Annotated in this window: 14 protein-coding genes; 11 read left to right on the top strand and 3 right to left on the bottom strand. The window is 69.4% G+C overall.

Annotated features, from left to right (window positions below):
- Window positions 1-77 precede the first annotated feature (77 nt).
- Genes J2S97_RS08095 through J2S97_RS08065 form a run of 7 tightly spaced genes read left to right on the top strand, consistent with a single transcriptional unit; the run spans window position 78 to window position 6,896 of the window.
- Window positions 78-632, top strand: a complete 555-nt coding sequence (locus tag J2S97_RS08095) for a D-glycero-alpha-D-manno-heptose-1,7-bisphosphate 7-phosphatase (protein WP_307048166.1) — start codon at window positions 78-80, stop codon at window positions 630-632.
- Window positions 629-1,705 carry a glycosyltransferase family 9 protein gene (locus J2S97_RS08090; RefSeq protein WP_307048165.1) on the top strand — a complete coding sequence of 359 codons (1,077 nt, stop codon included), beginning with the start codon at window positions 629-631 and terminating at the stop codon, window positions 1,703-1,705. The genes J2S97_RS08095 and J2S97_RS08090 overlap by 4 nt, the downstream gene beginning before the upstream one ends.
- A complete protein-coding gene (locus tag J2S97_RS08085) occupies window positions 1,702-2,718 on the top strand; it encodes a glycosyltransferase (RefSeq protein WP_307048164.1) in 1,017 nt (338 codons plus the stop codon). The genes J2S97_RS08090 and J2S97_RS08085 overlap by 4 nt, the downstream gene beginning before the upstream one ends.
- On the top strand, window positions 2,715-3,971 hold the full coding sequence (locus tag J2S97_RS08080; protein ID WP_307048163.1) for a glycosyltransferase: 1,257 nt from the start codon (window positions 2,715-2,717) through the stop codon (window positions 3,969-3,971). Before J2S97_RS08085 ends, J2S97_RS08080 begins: the two co-directional genes overlap by 4 nt.
- Window positions 3,968-4,693, top strand: coding sequence for a D-sedoheptulose-7-phosphate isomerase (locus J2S97_RS08075; protein ID WP_307048162.1), 726 nt, complete (start codon window positions 3,968-3,970; stop codon window positions 4,691-4,693). The genes J2S97_RS08080 and J2S97_RS08075 overlap by 4 nt, the downstream gene beginning before the upstream one ends.
- Window positions 4,690-6,096 (top strand): PfkB family carbohydrate kinase, encoded by a 1,407-nt coding sequence (locus J2S97_RS08070; protein ID WP_307048161.1) that lies wholly within the window; start codon window positions 4,690-4,692, stop codon window positions 6,094-6,096. Before J2S97_RS08075 ends, J2S97_RS08070 begins: the two co-directional genes overlap by 4 nt.
- A gap of 41 nt (window positions 6,097-6,137) precedes the next feature.
- Window positions 6,138-6,896: an SDR family oxidoreductase gene (locus tag J2S97_RS08065; protein WP_307048160.1), complete on the top strand. Its 759-nt coding sequence runs from the start codon at window positions 6,138-6,140 to the stop codon at window positions 6,894-6,896.
- On the opposite strand, the gene J2S97_RS08060 is transcribed toward J2S97_RS08065, so the two are convergent.
- The gene (locus tag J2S97_RS08060) at window positions 6,850-8,082 is read right to left on the bottom strand and encodes a glycosyltransferase family 9 protein (protein WP_307048159.1); all 1,233 of its coding nucleotides are present in this window, start codon (window positions 8,080-8,082) and stop codon (window positions 6,850-6,852) included. The two genes, J2S97_RS08065 and J2S97_RS08060, sit on opposite strands and share 47 nt — an antisense overlap.
- Window positions 8,083-8,323: 241 nt before the next feature.
- Between J2S97_RS08060 and J2S97_RS08055 the strand changes: the two genes are divergently transcribed.
- From J2S97_RS08055 to J2S97_RS08045, 3 genes are all read left to right on the top strand, one after another.
- On the top strand, window positions 8,324-9,799 hold the full coding sequence (locus tag J2S97_RS08055; protein ID WP_307048158.1) for an aldehyde dehydrogenase family protein: 1,476 nt from the start codon (window positions 8,324-8,326) through the stop codon (window positions 9,797-9,799).
- 95 nt (window positions 9,800-9,894) lie between these two features.
- Window positions 9,895-11,385, top strand: coding sequence for a D-glycero-beta-D-manno-heptose 1-phosphate adenylyltransferase (gene rfaE2 / locus J2S97_RS08050; protein WP_307048589.1), 1,491 nt, complete (start codon window positions 9,895-9,897; stop codon window positions 11,383-11,385).
- Between the two features lie 90 nt (window positions 11,386-11,475).
- Window positions 11,476-12,333, top strand: a complete 858-nt coding sequence (locus J2S97_RS08045) for a spermidine synthase (RefSeq protein WP_373460531.1) — start codon at window positions 11,476-11,478, stop codon at window positions 12,331-12,333.
- Between the two features lie 213 nt (window positions 12,334-12,546).
- Here J2S97_RS08045 and J2S97_RS08040 read toward each other — a convergent pair whose 3' ends face one another.
- Both J2S97_RS08040 and J2S97_RS08035 read right to left on the bottom strand, forming a co-directional pair.
- A complete protein-coding gene (locus tag J2S97_RS08040; RefSeq protein ID WP_307048156.1) occupies window positions 12,547-13,275 on the bottom strand; it encodes a GAF and ANTAR domain-containing protein in 729 nt (242 codons plus the stop codon).
- Window positions 13,276-13,468: 193 nt separating this feature from the next.
- A complete protein-coding gene (locus tag J2S97_RS08035) occupies window positions 13,469-14,365 on the bottom strand; it encodes a LysR family transcriptional regulator (protein ID WP_307048155.1) in 897 nt (298 codons plus the stop codon).
- A 134-nt stretch (window positions 14,366-14,499) separates the two neighbouring features.
- On the opposite strand from J2S97_RS08035, the gene J2S97_RS08030 reads away from it, so the two are divergent.
- Window positions 14,500-14,646, top strand: a complete 147-nt coding sequence (locus tag J2S97_RS08030) for a hypothetical protein (protein WP_307048615.1) — start codon at window positions 14,500-14,502, stop codon at window positions 14,644-14,646.
- Window positions 14,647-14,669: the final 23 nt, after the last annotated feature.

Below are 14,669 nucleotides of genomic sequence, written 5' to 3'. Positions count from 1 at the left end.
TCCTGGTTCCGGAGTCTAATCCGGGAAACCGGCCCGCAAGCTGTTTGAGCGGCCCGTCCGCGGGGAACAGGGTGGGTATGCGAAGTTCCAGCAGTCCGATACCCAAGGCGGTGCTCTTCGACCGGGACGGCACCCTGGTCCGCGACGTGCCCTACAACGGCGACCCCGGGCTGGTGGCTCCGATGCCCGACGCCCGGCGGGTCCTGGCGGAACTGCGCGGACGGGGCATCGCCACCGGTGTGGTCAGCAACCAGTCAGGAGTGGCCCGGGGCCTGCTGTCACGCAGCCAGGTGGACCTCGTCAATGACCGCATCGACAAACTCCTGGGTCCCTTCGATATCTGGGAAATCTGCCCCCACGGCACGGAGGACGGCTGCGGTTGCCGTAAACCCGCGCCCGGGATGATCCTCAGCGCCTGTAGGCGGCTCGGCATCGCGACCGCCGAAGCCGCCTACATCGGTGACATCGGCAGCGACATGGAAGCCGCCGAAGCCGCCGGGGTGCGGGGGATACTCGTACCCACTGCCCTTACCCGGCCCCAAGAGGTGGCTGCTGCCCGGGAGGTGGCGGCGGACCTGCCCGGCGCGGTGTCGCTGCTGCTGGGCCAGGCACCGGTGGGGAGCCGTCGATGACACGGGTGCTCGCTGCCAGGCTGGACAGCGTGGGGGACGTCCTGCTGGCCGGACCCGCCGTGCGGGCCATTGCCAACGGGCGGCGGGCCGACGGCGGTGCGCCGAACGACGTCGTGCTCCTGTGCGGACCGCAGGGCGGGGCTGCCGGATCCCTCCTGCCGGGCGTGTCGGAGGTTTACAGCTGGGCGTGTCCATGGATCATCAACCCCGCCCCGGCGGTCACCACGGAGACCGTGGACCGGCTGGTCGCGTTCATCCGCAATTCCAGGATCACCGAGGCGGTGATCCTGACATCCTTCCACCAGTCCCCCCTGCCGCTGGCGCTGTTGCTACGGCTGGCCGGAGTGCGGCGAATCACGGGGGCGTCCGTTGACTATGCCGGCTCGTTGCTGGATGTCCGGCTGCGGCCCGGCGAGGATTTTTCCGAAGACCAGCCGGAGGCTGAGCGCGCCCTCGGGATCGCCCTGGCCGCCGGATTTACCCTCCCGCCCGGCGACGACGGCAGGCTCCGGATCCGGGACTACCCCGATGCCCGTGAGCTCGTGGGGGACGGGGCGTACATCGTTGTGCACCCGGGATCCTCGGCGCCGTCCCGGGCGTGGCCGCCGCTGCATCATGCTGCGGCGGTTGAACTCCTCGAAGGCGCCGGTCACCGTGTGGTGGTGACGGGCGGTCCCGGCGAGATCTCGCTGACTGCGACGGTGGCGGGCCCGTCAGGGCTGGACCTTGGCGGACGGACCGACCTGCGGACCCTCGCAGGTGTCATTGCCGGGGCAAGCGCCCTGGTGACGGGAAACACCGGTCCGGCCCACCTGGCCGCCGCCGTCGGTACCCCCGTTGCCTGCCTGTTTTCCCCGGTCGTTCCGGCGGTCAGGTGGGCGCCCTACGGCGTGCGGCTCGAACTGCTGGGTGACCAGAGCGCGCCCTGCAAACTGAGCCGGGCGCGCGAGTGTCCGGTGCCGGGGCATCCCTGCCTCGCGTCGGTTTCCCCCGAACAGGTGGTGGATGCGGTGCAACGGCTCATCAGCGGAGTGTCCTCGCTGTCCACCCGGCGGAAGGTGCGGCACCAATGAGGATCCTGCTGTGGCATGTCCACGGTTCGTGGACGGACTCGTTCGTCCGCGGACCCCACGAGTATCTCCTGCCGGTGCTTCCCGGCGGCGGGCCCTGGGGGCTGGGCCGCGCGGGCAGGAACTGGCCGGAGTCCGTGCGCGAAGTCGCCCTCAACCGGCTGGACGCGGACAGCATCGACGCCGTCGTCCTGCAGCGGCCGGAGGAACTCGCGGAGGTGCACCGCGCACTGGGCCGGCAGCCGGGGGCAGGGCTCCCCGCGGTCTACCTCGAACACAACACGCCCAAAGGCGATGTTCCGTTCACCGTGCATCCGCTCGCGGACCAGCACGCCATACCGGTGGTCCACGTAACGCACTTCAACGCGCTTTTCTGGGACACCGGATCAACCCCCACCGTGGTGATCGAACACGGGGTGCCGGACCCGGGCCATCTCTACACCGGCGAACTTCCGGAGCTGGCCGTAGTGGTCAACGAGCCCGTCCGGCGGGGAAGGGTCACGGGCACGGACCTTCTTCCGCGGTTCGCCGCCGCGGCTCCGCTGCAGGTTTTCGGCATGGGCGGGGACGAGCTGCCCCGGCACACAGGTTTGCCGCCGTCGCGCCTGACCGTCCGCGGCGACCTTGCCACGGATGCGCTGCACCGGGAACTGGCCCGCTGCCGCGTGTATGTCCACCCCCTCCGGTGGACTTCCCTGGGACTGGCGCTGCTTGAGGCCATGCACCTTGGCATGCCGGTGGTGGCGCTGGCCACCACGGAGGCTGCCCGGGCGGTGCCGCCGGAAGCCGGTGCGATATCGACGGACGTCGGGGAACTGGTCCGCCAGGCCGAGCTCCTGGTCCGGGACCCCGACGAAGCCCGGGAACGGGGGCGGGCGGCCCGCCAGTCGGTCCTGGACCGCTACAGCCTGGGCCCGTTCCTCGGCGCCTGGGACACGCTCCTCGACGAGATCGCCTCCCGGCGGTTCAGGAAATCCAGGGTCCTCATCCCCTCGCACGAAAGGAAGCTCCAGTGAGAATATCCATGGTCTCGGAACATGCCAGCCCCCTGGCGGCGTTGGGCGGAGTTGACGCGGGCGGACAAAACGTGCACGTCGCCGCCCTGTCCACAGCCCTGGCCCGGATGGGACATCACGTCACCGTCTATACCCGGAAGGATGACGCAGCACTTCCACCACGGGTGGCCATCCAACCGCGGCTGGACGTGGTCCACGTTGCGGCTGGCCCGGCACGCCATGTGCCCAAGGACAAGCTCCTGCCTTATATGGACCGGCTCGCCGAGGGCATCGCGGAGGACTGGGGTGCCAGGCCCCCGGACATCGTGCACGCCCATTTCTGGATGTCTGGCCTGGCCGCGCTGGACGCGGCCCGCCGGAGCGGCGGGGCAGGCGTGCCCGTGGTGCAGACCTTCCATGCGCTGGGCACCGTCAAGCGCCGCCACCAGGGAAGCGACGACACCAGCCCGCCGCAGCGGCGCTGGCTGGAGCCCGCCGTGGGCCGCGCGGCCGACCGCATCATTGCCACCTGTTCGGATGAGGTGTTCGAGCTCAAGGCGATGGGAATCGACACGGCCAAGATTTCCATTGCCCCGTGCGGCGTGGACCTGGACCTGTTCGCGGGCTTCGGGGCGGCCGAACCGCGGCCCCGGAACCATCGCATCCTCTCCGTGGGCCGACTGGTTCCGCGCAAGGGCGTGGACCTCGTGATCAGGGCGCTGCCGCTGCTCCGCGAGGCGGGGTTCGACGACGTCGAACTCCTGATTGTGGGCGGCGGGGGCGGCGCCGCCGCCTTGGGAGCGGATCCCGAGGCCCGCCGTCTCTCGGAACTTGCCGTGGAACTGGGCGTGGACCACCAGGTGACCCTCCGGGGCCAGGTGCCGCGGGAGGACATGCCCGGCATCCTGCGGAGTGCGGACGTTGTGGTGTGTGCGCCCTGGTACGAACCGTTTGGCATAGTGCCCCTGGAAGCGATGGCCTGCGGCGTCCCGGTGGTTGCCGCCGCCGTCGGCGGCCTTACGGACACTGTGGTTGACCGGGCCACCGGCCTGCACGTTCCACCCCGGGATCCCGCCGCCATCGCCGTGGCCGTTGCCGAAATCCTCTCCGATCCGGAGCTCCGTTCGGAACTGGGGCGGGCAGGCCGGCAGCGTGCGCGTTCGCGCTACTCGTGGGACCGGGTGGCGGCCGAGACGGAGAAGGCCTACCGGCGTGCGCTGGCGGACGGTGCCGTGTCCCGGCGGATGGAGCCAGCGGAAGGGGCGGCGCTGTGACCACCGAATGGCCGCTCCGCGAGCAGGACCTTCCGCCTGTGCTGCCGCCGGTTCCCCGGCCTCCCGGACACTCCGGAGACCGGGGACCGGCCGGTGCTCCGGAGGGATCTGCCAGCCCGGATTCCGTCAACATTGTCCGGGCTCACCTGGACAATGTCCTTCCTGCGCTGGAATCGCTGCGCAGCCAGGCGCATCATCTGGCGGCCTGGGGTGAGGAGCTGGCGCGCCGGCTGCTGGCGGGCCAGCGGCTGCTCGCTGCCGGCAACGGCGGCTCGGCCGCCGAAGCCCAGCACCTGACGGCCGAACTGGTGGGCAGGTTCGACGGCGAACGGGTGCCGTTCTCGGCCATCTCCCTGCACGCCGAGACCTCCGCCGTGACCGCAATCGCGAACGACTACGGGTTCGAGGAGCTCTTTGCCCGGCAGGTCCGCGCCCACGGACGCTCGGGCGACGTGCTGATGCTGCTGTCCACCAGCGGAAAGAGCCCCAACCTTCTTCATGCCGCCGACGCGGCGGCACGGCTGAACGTCACCACGTGGGCGCTCACCGGTCCTGCACCAAATCCCCTCGCCGCCCGTTGCGACGAGGCCGTGACCATCCAGGCCCTTTCCGCCAACGCCCAGGAGGGCCACCTCATTGCCCTTCATGCCGTGTGCCGGGCGTTCGACGCCGAGGTGGGCCGCCGGGGCCTCTGCGGACCGTTCCCAGGGAGCAGGCCATGAAGATCGCGGTGGTGGGAGACGTGCTGCTGGACGTCGACATCGACGGCGAGGCAACCCGCCTGTGCCCGGACGCGCCGGTCCCCGTGGTGGACGTGTCCAACGTTCGGCGGCGGGCCGGGGGCGCCGGGCTCGTGGCCAGGATGCTCGCCGGCGACGGCCACAACGTCACCCTCGTGACCGTGCTCGCCGACGACGACGCCGCATTGCACCTTGGGCGGGCGCTGGAAGGAATCACAGTTGTGGCCGGATCATCAGGGGCTCCCACTCCCGTCAAGACCCGGGTGCGGGCCGAGGGCCACCCCGTGGTCCGGTTCGATGAAGCGTGCGCCCGCCCGCCCGTACCTCCCGTCACTCCGGCAATGCTGCACGCGCTGGAGCGGGCGGCAGTGATCGTAGTGGCCGACTACGGCAGGGGCCTCACCGCGAACCAGGAGCTCAGGGCCGTCCTGGCCGGGCTGGCCCAACGCGTACCGATCGTCTGGGATCCCCACAGGGCAGGGGCCGAACCTGTTCCCGGCGTCGCGGTGGTGACGCCCAACCTGGCCGAAGCCAAAAGCCTGGCGAATGCAGCCGGGGGGCCAGCGGCCGGAAGCGATGGCGGAGGCAACGCCGGAAGCGATGCCGACGATGAGCTTGGCGCGGTGGCGGAAGCACTCCGGCTGCGGTGGCGAAGCAAAGCGGTAATGGTCACCATGGGAGGCCAGGGCGCGTTGCTCGTCTACGACGCCGGTCAGCCGGCCCTGCCCATACCGGCGCCGAAAACCACGGTGACGGATCCCTGCGGCGCCGGCGACCGGCTGGCGGCCAGCCTTGCAGTGCACCTCATCGAAGGCCACACCCTCGACGTTGCGGCGGTGCTGGCAGTCCGGGAGGCAGCTGCCTTCCTGCGTCACGGCGGGGTCTCGGCGCTGGCCGGGGAGCCGCAGCCCGTGAAGGTGCACGGGCGCAATACCGACGCCCTGGCCCTGGCGCGCAACGTGCGCGAGGCGGGCGGGATCGTCGTGGCCACGGGCGGCTGCTTCGACCTCCTGCACGCGGGCCATACCCGCGCCCTGGCCGCAGCCCGGAACCTTGGCGACTGCCTGATCGTGTGCCTGAACTCGGATGAATCCGTACGGCGGGTGAAGGGGCCGGAACGGCCCATCCTCAACCAGGAGGACAGGACCGAGCTGCTGCTGGCCCTTGAATTCGTGGACGCCGTGCTGGTGTTCGATGAGGACACTCCGGAGGCATGCCTGGCCACCCTGCGGCCGGACCTCTGGGTGAAGGGCGGCGACTACGACGTCACCGAACTGCCAGAAACCGGCCTTGTGGAGAGCTGGGGCGGACGTTGCACCACCGTGCCCTACCACCCGTCGCGCTCCACCACCGGCCTCGCGGACGCACTGTCACGCGTCAGCTGACCTCCAACCGAATGCCCGAACGCCAGAATGAGAGGAACACCATGACTGAAGAGACCTTCCGCGAGAGTTCCCGCGCCATCCCCGATACTTTCCGCGAGACGTCCGGACCCCCTTTCCGTGCCGGACGTGTGCTCGTCACCGGCGGATCCTCCGGCCTCGGGGCCGCCGTCGTCGACGCCGTGCTGAAGGCCGGCGGCACGCCCGTGGTCCTGGACCGGGACATCCGGAACGTCTCGGCCGCAAAAGCCTTCGAAGTTGACGTCGCCGACCGCCGTGCCGTCAGCGAGGCGGTGCAGGAAGCCGCCGAAACCCTGGGCGGTCTGGACGCAGTGGTGACTGCCGCCGGCATCGATCGGTGCGGCAAGCTGGAGGACGTTGCACCCGAGGACTGGGAGAAGGTGGTCTTCGTGAACCTGTTCGGCACGGTGTCCGTGGTGCGCGCGGCATTGCCGTACCTGAAGGCGTCCCGGGGGCGCGTGGTCACCGTGGCCTCGACCCTGGGCAAACGCGCCCTGCCCGAGGCGAGCGCATACTGCGCCTCGAAGTTCGGTGTGCTGGGCTTCAGCCATGCGCTTGCCGCTGAAACCGGAGGGGAGATCGGGGTAACCACCATGATCCCCGGCGGCATGAAGACCCGATTCTTCGACGACCGCGCCGAGCAGTACAAGCCGCAGGACGACTCGAGGCTGAACGATCCCGCCAACGTGGCGGAGGCGATCCTTTTCGCCCTGAGCCAGCCCCGCGGCTGTGAAATCAGGGAGATGCTGATCTGCCACGAGGATGAGGGTTCATGGCCATGAGCAGCCGAACGTCGGCATAGACGTCCTCCGGGCGGACGCCGGACACCAGCGAGCTGTCGTGGCCGCAGCGCGGAGCGGTCCAACCCACCTGGGTGATGTCCGCTCCGCACTCCGGGCAGTGCGTCAGCCACGAGAGGTGCAGCCGGTGCAGGCTGCGGCTCAGGGGCCCGGCATTGAGGGCGTTGCCTGCCCAGTAGATCCCCACAGTCGGCGTCCCCAAGGCCTGGGCCAGATGCCGCGGTCCGCTGTCGTTGGCCACCATGACGTCACACCGGTCCAGGAGTGCTGCCAAGGTGCCGAGGTCAGCTTCGCCGGCGATGGGCCTGACGTTGTCCGAGCCGGAGGCCTGTGCCACGTCTGCTGCGAGTTGGCGCTCGCTGGCATCGCCCACCACGAGCACCCTGCAGCCATCTGCCGCGCAGGCCGCGGCCACCTCGGCGAAACGGGCGGCCGGCCAGCGCCTGCGCGGATCAGTGGCCCCCGGATGGACCACCACGACGCCGGCCGGAGCGTCAGCGTTTCCGGCCGCACCGGTCCCGTCTCCCGGCAGCGCCCCGTCCCCCAGTAGCGCCTCGGCAGCGGCGCGGAACCGGTCCAAGGGGCGCAGCTGTGCTTCCAGCCCGACCGGGGGTGCCCCGGCGAGCCCTGCCACTTCCAGTGCCCGCAGCGGCTCGTGCTGGTAGTACGCATAGGGCAGCGTGCGTTCCAACGGAACGGCGTCCGGCGTCCGTGTCCCCACAGTGTGGCGGGCCTCCAGCCGCAGGAGGAACGGATTCGAGTACCGCCCTCCGCCATGGAGCTGGAGCGCCAGGTCGAAGCCCTCACCCCGCATCTCGGCGAAGAAGGAGTCCGTCCTGGCCGGGTCCTCCCGGCCTGGACGGACTCCTTCGGCGTAAGGCAGCACCCAGACGCTGTCCACCGGGCCTGCCGTGCCCTCCGCCAAGGCGACGTGGACCGGCGTTCCGAGCACGGTGACAGTGGCCCCGGGGTAGGCGGCCTTCAACGCGGCAACTGCGGGAAGGGCAAACAGCAGGTCACCCAGGCCTCCGCCGCGCAGCACTGCGATCCGGGCTACGTCCGGGAATTTTTCCAGGATCGGACCTACACCCCTGCCCACCACCTGCGCGCCGCCGAAAGCGGGCGGAAGCGCGGCCGTATGCCTGCCCGCTCCATTGCCCGGTCCCATTCCGCCACTCCCTGCCGATGTGTGCGTCCCTGCCGTGCCGCCACCATAGTTCCGATCGGTGGTTCGTGGCTACGGCCGGGGCCGAATGCGCGCCCCGTCAAAATCCGAAGGCCAGGGCGGGTGTAACCGGGATTGAACCGGGGTACGGAACTGGGCATAGGAGGCCTCAGCGCGTCCGCACCCCCGTTTCACCTGGCAGTCGCCTGGAAGGGTGGCGCGGCCGTCTTTCGGAAGGAGTCCCATGTCCGCGATCGTCCAGCGCATCCACAACCGCGACCGGGAAATGATAATCATCCGCGACCCCCGGACCGGGGAGGACGTCGGTGCCTTGCCGGAGGCTGTGCCCCTCCACATCCGGAAAGCGGTCAATGCCTCCCGGGCAGCCCAACAGGCCTGGGCCGCAACGCTACCGGCGACGCGCGGATCCGGTCTCCGCGCAGCCGCCCGTGCCCTGGCCGAAGCGGCGCCGGAACTTGCCCGGATGAACAGCCGCGAGACCGGACGCCCCGTGGATGAGGCCCTTGCCGGGATCGCCGCCGGAGTTTCCACCCTTGAGCAGTATGCCGAACTCGGCCCGGTACACCGGGGGCACAGCCTGAGGGGCGACCCGCTGGCCTCTGACTACACCGTTGCCGAGCCCCGCGGGGTAGCCGTGGTGCTGACGCCGTGGAACGACCCCGTGGCCGTGGCCTGCGGCCTCATCGGCGCGGCGCTGGTCACCGGAAACACCGTGATCCACAAGCCCAGCGAGCGGTGCCCCCACCTTGGCGCAATGCTCGGGGAAGTCCTGGCCGCTGCTTTCCCGCCGGATGTGCTGATTTCGCTGACCGGCGGTTCGGGCATCGGCGCCCTGCTGACCGAACAGACCGGGGTGGACGTCGTAGCTCACGTCGGCTCCAGTGCGGCAGGTGCCCGGATCGCCAGGGCCTCCAACCTGACGGGGGCGCACGTCATCCGGGAAAACGGCGGCAATGATCCGCTTGTGGTGGACAACGACGTCGACCCCGTCTGGGCGGCGGAGCAGGCGGCCGTGGGAGCGTTCAGCAACAGCGGCCAGATCTGCACTGCCGTGGAGCGCATCTACGTGCACCGGGCCATCGCCGGGCCCTTCTGCTCGGCCCTGGAAAGCCAGGCCCGGCGCCGCAACCTTGACGGAGGCCTGGCACCCCTGGTGGACGTCCGGATGCGCGATACGGTCCACCGCCAGGTTGAGGATGCCCTGGAATCCGGGGCGCGGGCCGTCGAGGGCGGATCGGTGCCAAGCGGCCCCGGGGCGTTTTATCCGGCCACCGTCCTGCTCGATTGCACGGCAGACATGGACATAATGGCGGAGGAGACGTTTGGCCCGGTGGCGCCGGTGCAGGTGGTGGAGAGTTTTGATGAAGGGCTCAGGCTCGCGGCGGGCGGCCGCTACGGCCTGGCGGCAACCGTGCTGACGGGCCGGATCGCCCACGCACAGCAGGCCATCGCCGCACTGCCGGTGGGAACGGTCAAGATCAACGAGGTGTTCGGCGGCGCTCCCGGCGGGGCAGCCCAGCCGCGGGGAGAGAGCGGGCACGGCTTCGGCTACGGACCCGAACTGCTGGATGAATTCACCCGGGTCAAGGTGGTGCACGTGGCGGCCCCGCCGCCCGCAGCCCCGCCCAGTGCGCCGGCGGACGCCACGGCGGCGGAACCTGCGGCCCCGCCCGCAGCGGCGCGACGGGAAGCGCCGTGAGCGGCGGGGATGAACAGCACGGATTCACTGAACAGCGCGGACTCCCTGAACAGCGCGGACTCCCTGAACAGCGCGGCCTCCCTGATCAGCGCGGACTGGCAGACTGGCTGCCCGGCCGCCTTGCCGCCGTCGCGCCGTCCGTTACGGTCATCGGTGACGTCATGCTGGACGGATGGTGGAGCGGGTCCATTGACCGCCTGTGCCGCGAGGCTCCCGCCCCCGTGGTTGACATCGGAAGGCGCACTTTCGCTCCGGGCGGAGCGGCCAACACCGCCATGAACCTGGCAGCATTGGGGGCAAAGGTACGGGTAGCGGGACTGGTCGGCTGCGACGACGCCGGGCTGGAGCTGCGGCGGCAGCTCCGCGCCGCCGGCGTGAACACCAGCCACCTGCATGAGCATCCCGGCATGGTCACCACCTCCAAGATCCGCATCAGCAGCGCCGGCCAGGTCTTGCTGAGGTTCGACGACGTGGCGGGGAAGGTCCCGCCGGACGCGCTGGCGGCGCTCGCCGTGTCCTTGCCGGCGGCTGTCAGGGGCCAGGACGCCGTGGTGGTGTGCGACTACGGTACGGGCGCCCTGCAGGGTCCCGTCCGGAGCGCCCTCCTTGACGCGCTCGGGAGGAGGCCCGGCTCGCAGCTTGCCGTGGTGGACGCCCACGACCCCCGTCCCTGGGCAGCGCTGCGGCCGGATCTGGCCACGCCGAACGCGCAGGAAGCGGCCAGGCTCCTAGGCATCCGCTTCTCCTCCGGGAGCGACCGCCCGGACATCATGGCAGCCCGCCGGGAGGACCTCATAGAGGCCACCGGGGCGCGGGCCGTGGTGGTCACCCTGGACCGTGACGGAACGCTGCTGCTGCCCGCCGTCGGCGACTCGCACCGGACCTGGGCCAGGCCTGCCACGGAGAAGCAGGCCTCCGGCGCGGGGGATACGTTCGTGGCGGCACTGACGCTGGCCCGTGCCGCCGCACTGCCGCTCAGCACCAGCGTGGACTTTGCCCAGGCCGCGGCCGACGTGGTGGTCCACCACCCGGGAACGTCCGTCTGCAGCTCCGCCGACCTCACCCGCCACCTGGCAAGTTTTGCCGATACCGCCCTCAGCGCCGACGAACTCGCCCGCCTTATCCAGGGCGACCGCGCCGAGGGGCGCCAGATTGTGCTCACCAACGGCTGCTTTGATGTGCTGCACCGCGGCCATACGCGGTACCTTAACCAGGCCAAGCAACTCGGGGACGTCCTGGTGGTGGCGCTGAACAGTGACGAGTCGGTGCGCCGGCTGAAAGGGCCGGACCGGCCCATCAACTCGGTGGCTGACCGGGCCGGCGTGATCGCGGCGCTCAGCTGCGTGGACTACGTGACGGTGTTCGATACCCCCACGCCCATCCCGCTGATCGAGATGCTCCGGCCGGAGATCTATGCGAAGGGCGGGGACTACACCCCTGAAATGCTGGCCGAAACGGAAGCAGTGGAACGCTTCGGCGGCACAGTGGCCATCCTGGACTATGTACCGGACCTGTCCACTACCGCCGTCGTACAGCGGATCCGGAACGGTGACGGCGCAGCGGTCGGCGAGGCGCCGGTCAACTAGGGTTGAGGCATGAGCAATGCGGTGGCTGGCTAAGTGGCGCGTAAGGGCCGGGCTGCCGGCAGGAACGCTGAACGTTCGACGCCGGGAGTGGTGGAAGTGCCGAAGGGAACCCGCCCTGACGGTCCGGTTGAGGGCGTCTATTACATCGACACCGGGGACTGCGAGCTGATCGCGGACCAGGACAATTCGAACGGCTGGCTCCTGCGCATCAACGGCGTGATGAGCTCGCACATCGACCTGGCGGACCCGCTCTTCCTCGACTTCGAGTACATGCGGTGGATGTCCGCGCTGGTGGAATCCCGGTGGCCCCCGGAGACAAGGCCCAAGCTGCGCGCCCTGCATCTTGGTGGCGGAGCATGCTCGCTGGCCCGCTATTTCCACTCCGCCTACCCGGAGGCGCGCCAGGTGGTGGTGGAACTGGACGGCAAACTTGCCGAGTACGTCCGCGGCTGGTTCGACCTTCCCAAGGCCCCGCTGTTGCGGCTGCGCGTGGGTGAAGCGCGCGAGGTCACCGAGTCGCTGACACCGCAGACCCGCGACCTGATCATCCGCGATGTGTTTGCCGGCGCGCTGACGCCGCGGCCGCTGACCACCGCCGAATTCAATGAGCATGCCAAACGCGTGCTGGCACCAGGGGGCATCTACGTGGTGAATTCGGGCGACGCCCCGGACCTGAAAAATGCCCGCGAGGATGCCGCCGGCATCGCGGCCACGTTCGAACACGCGCTCATCATCGCCGACCCCGCCATGCTCAAGGGACGGCGGTACGGCAACATGGTGATGGCCGGCAGCGACCAGCCGTTCGACGACGACCCCCGGCTGGCACGCAGGCTCCTGGGCGGAGGTGTCCCCGCGCACATCTGGGATGACGCCAAGGTGCGCGCGTTTGCTGCCGGCGCGCCCGTCCGACATGATCCGGCGGCCCCGGATTCCGGTGCGGGGGACTAGGGCATCCGCCCCCTCCCGCAATAATGGCGCAAGACCAGCGAAACAAAAGTCCCGGCAGGAAAAAAGTTGCCTCAAGAATGGGCTGTCAGGGCTGCATTCGTCCGTTCGGGCCCTGCGGCAGCTGTAAGTTTGTGGAAGCTCTCCGCTTTCCCCCAAGACCGGAGGGCCAGGAAGCCCCTGCGCTTGAGTCCCAGGACTCGCGCGGGGGTTTCTTCATTCTTGCCCGACGCCTCCGCCGGGAATCTCGGCGCCGGACAGAATGTCCGTGGCGATGGTGTGAAGCTTGGTGTCGGTGGCGCGTGCGGCCAGGTGCAGGAGCTCCATCGCCTGATCCCGGCTGCAGCGGTTCTGGGCCATGATCAGGGAAACGGCTGCGTCGATGACCGCCCTCGATTTGAGGGCCGGCCGGAGGTTTTCCGGGTAAATCTCCGGCGGATGAACACGCAAGGCCAGCCGCAGGATCCGGGAAATCGAGTCCGCGTGCTCCTCGACGGAAGCGATTGTGGCGGCGTCGAACGCGTCGATGTCATGTGCGTAGCAGTTCAGGGCCGCGGCTGAGCCCGGTTCGGTGCCGATGGGAACTGCCAGGACTGAGCGGATCCCTCCTCCCGAAACGGCCGCCGCATAGTGGTGCCAGCGGCTGTCCCTTCCCAGATCCGGGACCAGCACTGTGTGCTGCTGCCGGAGTGCTGTCAGGCACGGGCCGTCGTCGAAGACATACTGTTTTTCGTCCATCCGACGCGCATCCTCGTCGCTGCTGGCCACCGTGGCCGGAGTGCCGTTGCGCTCAACGGTGATGGCGCACAGCATCGGATCGTGCCTGCCCAGGCGGGAGGCGGTGATCGTGGTCAGCCCCAGGAGGAACTCCGTGAACCCGGGGCTTTCCAGCAACAGGTCCTGCAGTTGTTCAGTGGTCGGGGCGCTGCCGGTGCCGGGATCCATGACGGCCTCGATCCTTCAATTGCCGGGTCCCTTGGGACCGGGCTGGGGGCCGCGGACTCTCGACCGCCCGCAGCCATGATGGTGGACGCACACAGATTCGACGCGCTCACACCAGCGAAGGCTCTCCGACATCTCCTACCTTTGACACTACGCCGTATGGCCCGCCGAACATATACCACCCGCCCGGCGAACGTCAGCGGCGGCCCAGGAGGGCCTCCCGGTATTCCACCGCCTGGTCCCGCAGTGCCTGCACGACGGCGGCCACCGCCGGCCGCCGCATGGAGTCCGGCCGCAGGACCATCCAGTAGGGGAGACGCTCGGAGAATGCCTCCGGAAGCAGCCGGACCAGGTCCTGGTGCAGGTCGCCCATGAAGCAGGGCAGGAAGCCGATGCCCGCACCGGCGCGTGTCGCCTCGACATGGACAAAAACGTTGGTGGAAGTCAGACCGTCCTTCATGGCGGGGACCAGGCGGCGGGGAGCGTCGAGGTCGTCCACTTGGAGCATGGAGTCCACGAAGTACACCAGCGGATGCTCCGTCAGTTCCTCCACCGTGGCCGGCGTCCCGTTTTCAGCCAGATAGTCGCGCGAGGCGTACATGCCCAGCACGTACTCGCCCAGTTTGAAGGCCTCGGCGCGGTGTACCTGGGGCTCACCCACCACCACCTCGATGTCCAGGCCGGACCGCTGCTGCAGGGCCCGCCGGGTCACGGTCACGATCTCCACGCTGAGTCCCGGATGCTTGCGCCGCAGCCGTGCGACGGCGGGTGCGGCGACGTAGGCGCTGAAGCCGTCCGTAGCCGTCATGCGGACCACCCCGGTGATGGGGTCCGGCGCCTGGCCCGGCTGGCCTAGGCTGCGCACCGCGCTTTCCACCTGTTCGGCCACCAGGACGGCCTCCGCCCCGAGTTCGGTCAGCTCCCAGCCGCCGGCCGCCCGGGAGAGAACGCGCCCGCCCAAGGTTTTCTCCAAGGCCGCTATCCGGCGCGAAACCGTCGTGTGGTTCAGGCCCAACGCCTGCGCCGCCGTCGTGAATTTGGCTGACCGCGAGACGGCCAACAGGACCAGCAGGTCATCCGGATTAGTATCCATATCTGCAATTCTGCACACAAGGGGTGCCGGTTTGGCCATTGAATCGCAGTGTTTGTGCGGCAATACTCATCTGAGCCCATTCAGTGCTGTGGATCACAGCACGTGTCGACGTGGACACTAAAGGAGAACCAAAGATGAGCGTAGCGATCTATCTGGTGGTGGCGTGTGCCATCACCACGGTGGCAGTGTTGAGCCTCAAGGAAACCAAGGGCATCGCCCTGGAGGACGTGGACCGGGCCGACGCCGAGCGCGAAGGCCTGGTTGGCGCGGGCGTCCGCTAGGCCAACCGGGTCCCGCAGGATGT

The sequence above is a fragment of the Arthrobacter oryzae genome, assembly GCF_030812315.1.
Lineage (GTDB): Bacteria > Actinomycetota > Actinomycetes > Actinomycetales > Micrococcaceae > Arthrobacter > Arthrobacter oryzae_B.
Note: the sequence above shows the minus strand (reverse complement) of the source record. Positions and strands in the feature narration are given on the sequence as shown.

Excerpts from the sequence above, each read along its gene's own strand:
- J2S97_RS08095 (WP_307048166.1), top strand. The coding sequence starts at position 78 with ATGCGAAGTTCCAGCAGTCCGATACCCAAGGCGGTGCTCTTCGACCGG.
- J2S97_RS08090 (WP_307048165.1), top strand. The coding sequence starts at position 629 with ATGACACGGGTGCTCGCTGCCAGGCTGGACAGCGTGGGGGACGTCCTG.
- J2S97_RS08085 (WP_307048164.1), top strand. The coding sequence starts at position 1,702 with ATGAGGATCCTGCTGTGGCATGTCCACGGTTCGTGGACGGACTCGTTC.
- J2S97_RS08070 (WP_307048161.1), top strand. The coding sequence starts at position 4,690 with ATGAAGATCGCGGTGGTGGGAGACGTGCTGCTGGACGTCGACATCGAC.
- J2S97_RS08065 (WP_307048160.1), top strand. The coding sequence starts at position 6,138 with ATGACTGAAGAGACCTTCCGCGAGAGTTCCCGCGCCATCCCCGATACT.
- J2S97_RS08060 (WP_307048159.1), bottom strand. The coding sequence starts at position 8,082 with ATGGGACCGGGCAATGGAGCGGGCAGGCATACGGCCGCGCTTCCGCCC.
- J2S97_RS08055 (WP_307048158.1), top strand. The coding sequence starts at position 8,324 with ATGTCCGCGATCGTCCAGCGCATCCACAACCGCGACCGGGAAATGATA.
- J2S97_RS08040 (WP_307048156.1), bottom strand. The coding sequence starts at position 13,275 with ATGGATCCCGGCACCGGCAGCGCCCCGACCACTGAACAACTGCAGGAC.
- J2S97_RS08035 (WP_307048155.1), bottom strand. The coding sequence starts at position 14,365 with ATGGATACTAATCCGGATGACCTGCTGGTCCTGTTGGCCGTCTCGCGG.
- J2S97_RS08030 (WP_307048615.1), top strand. The coding sequence starts at position 14,500 with ATGAGCGTAGCGATCTATCTGGTGGTGGCGTGTGCCATCACCACGGTG.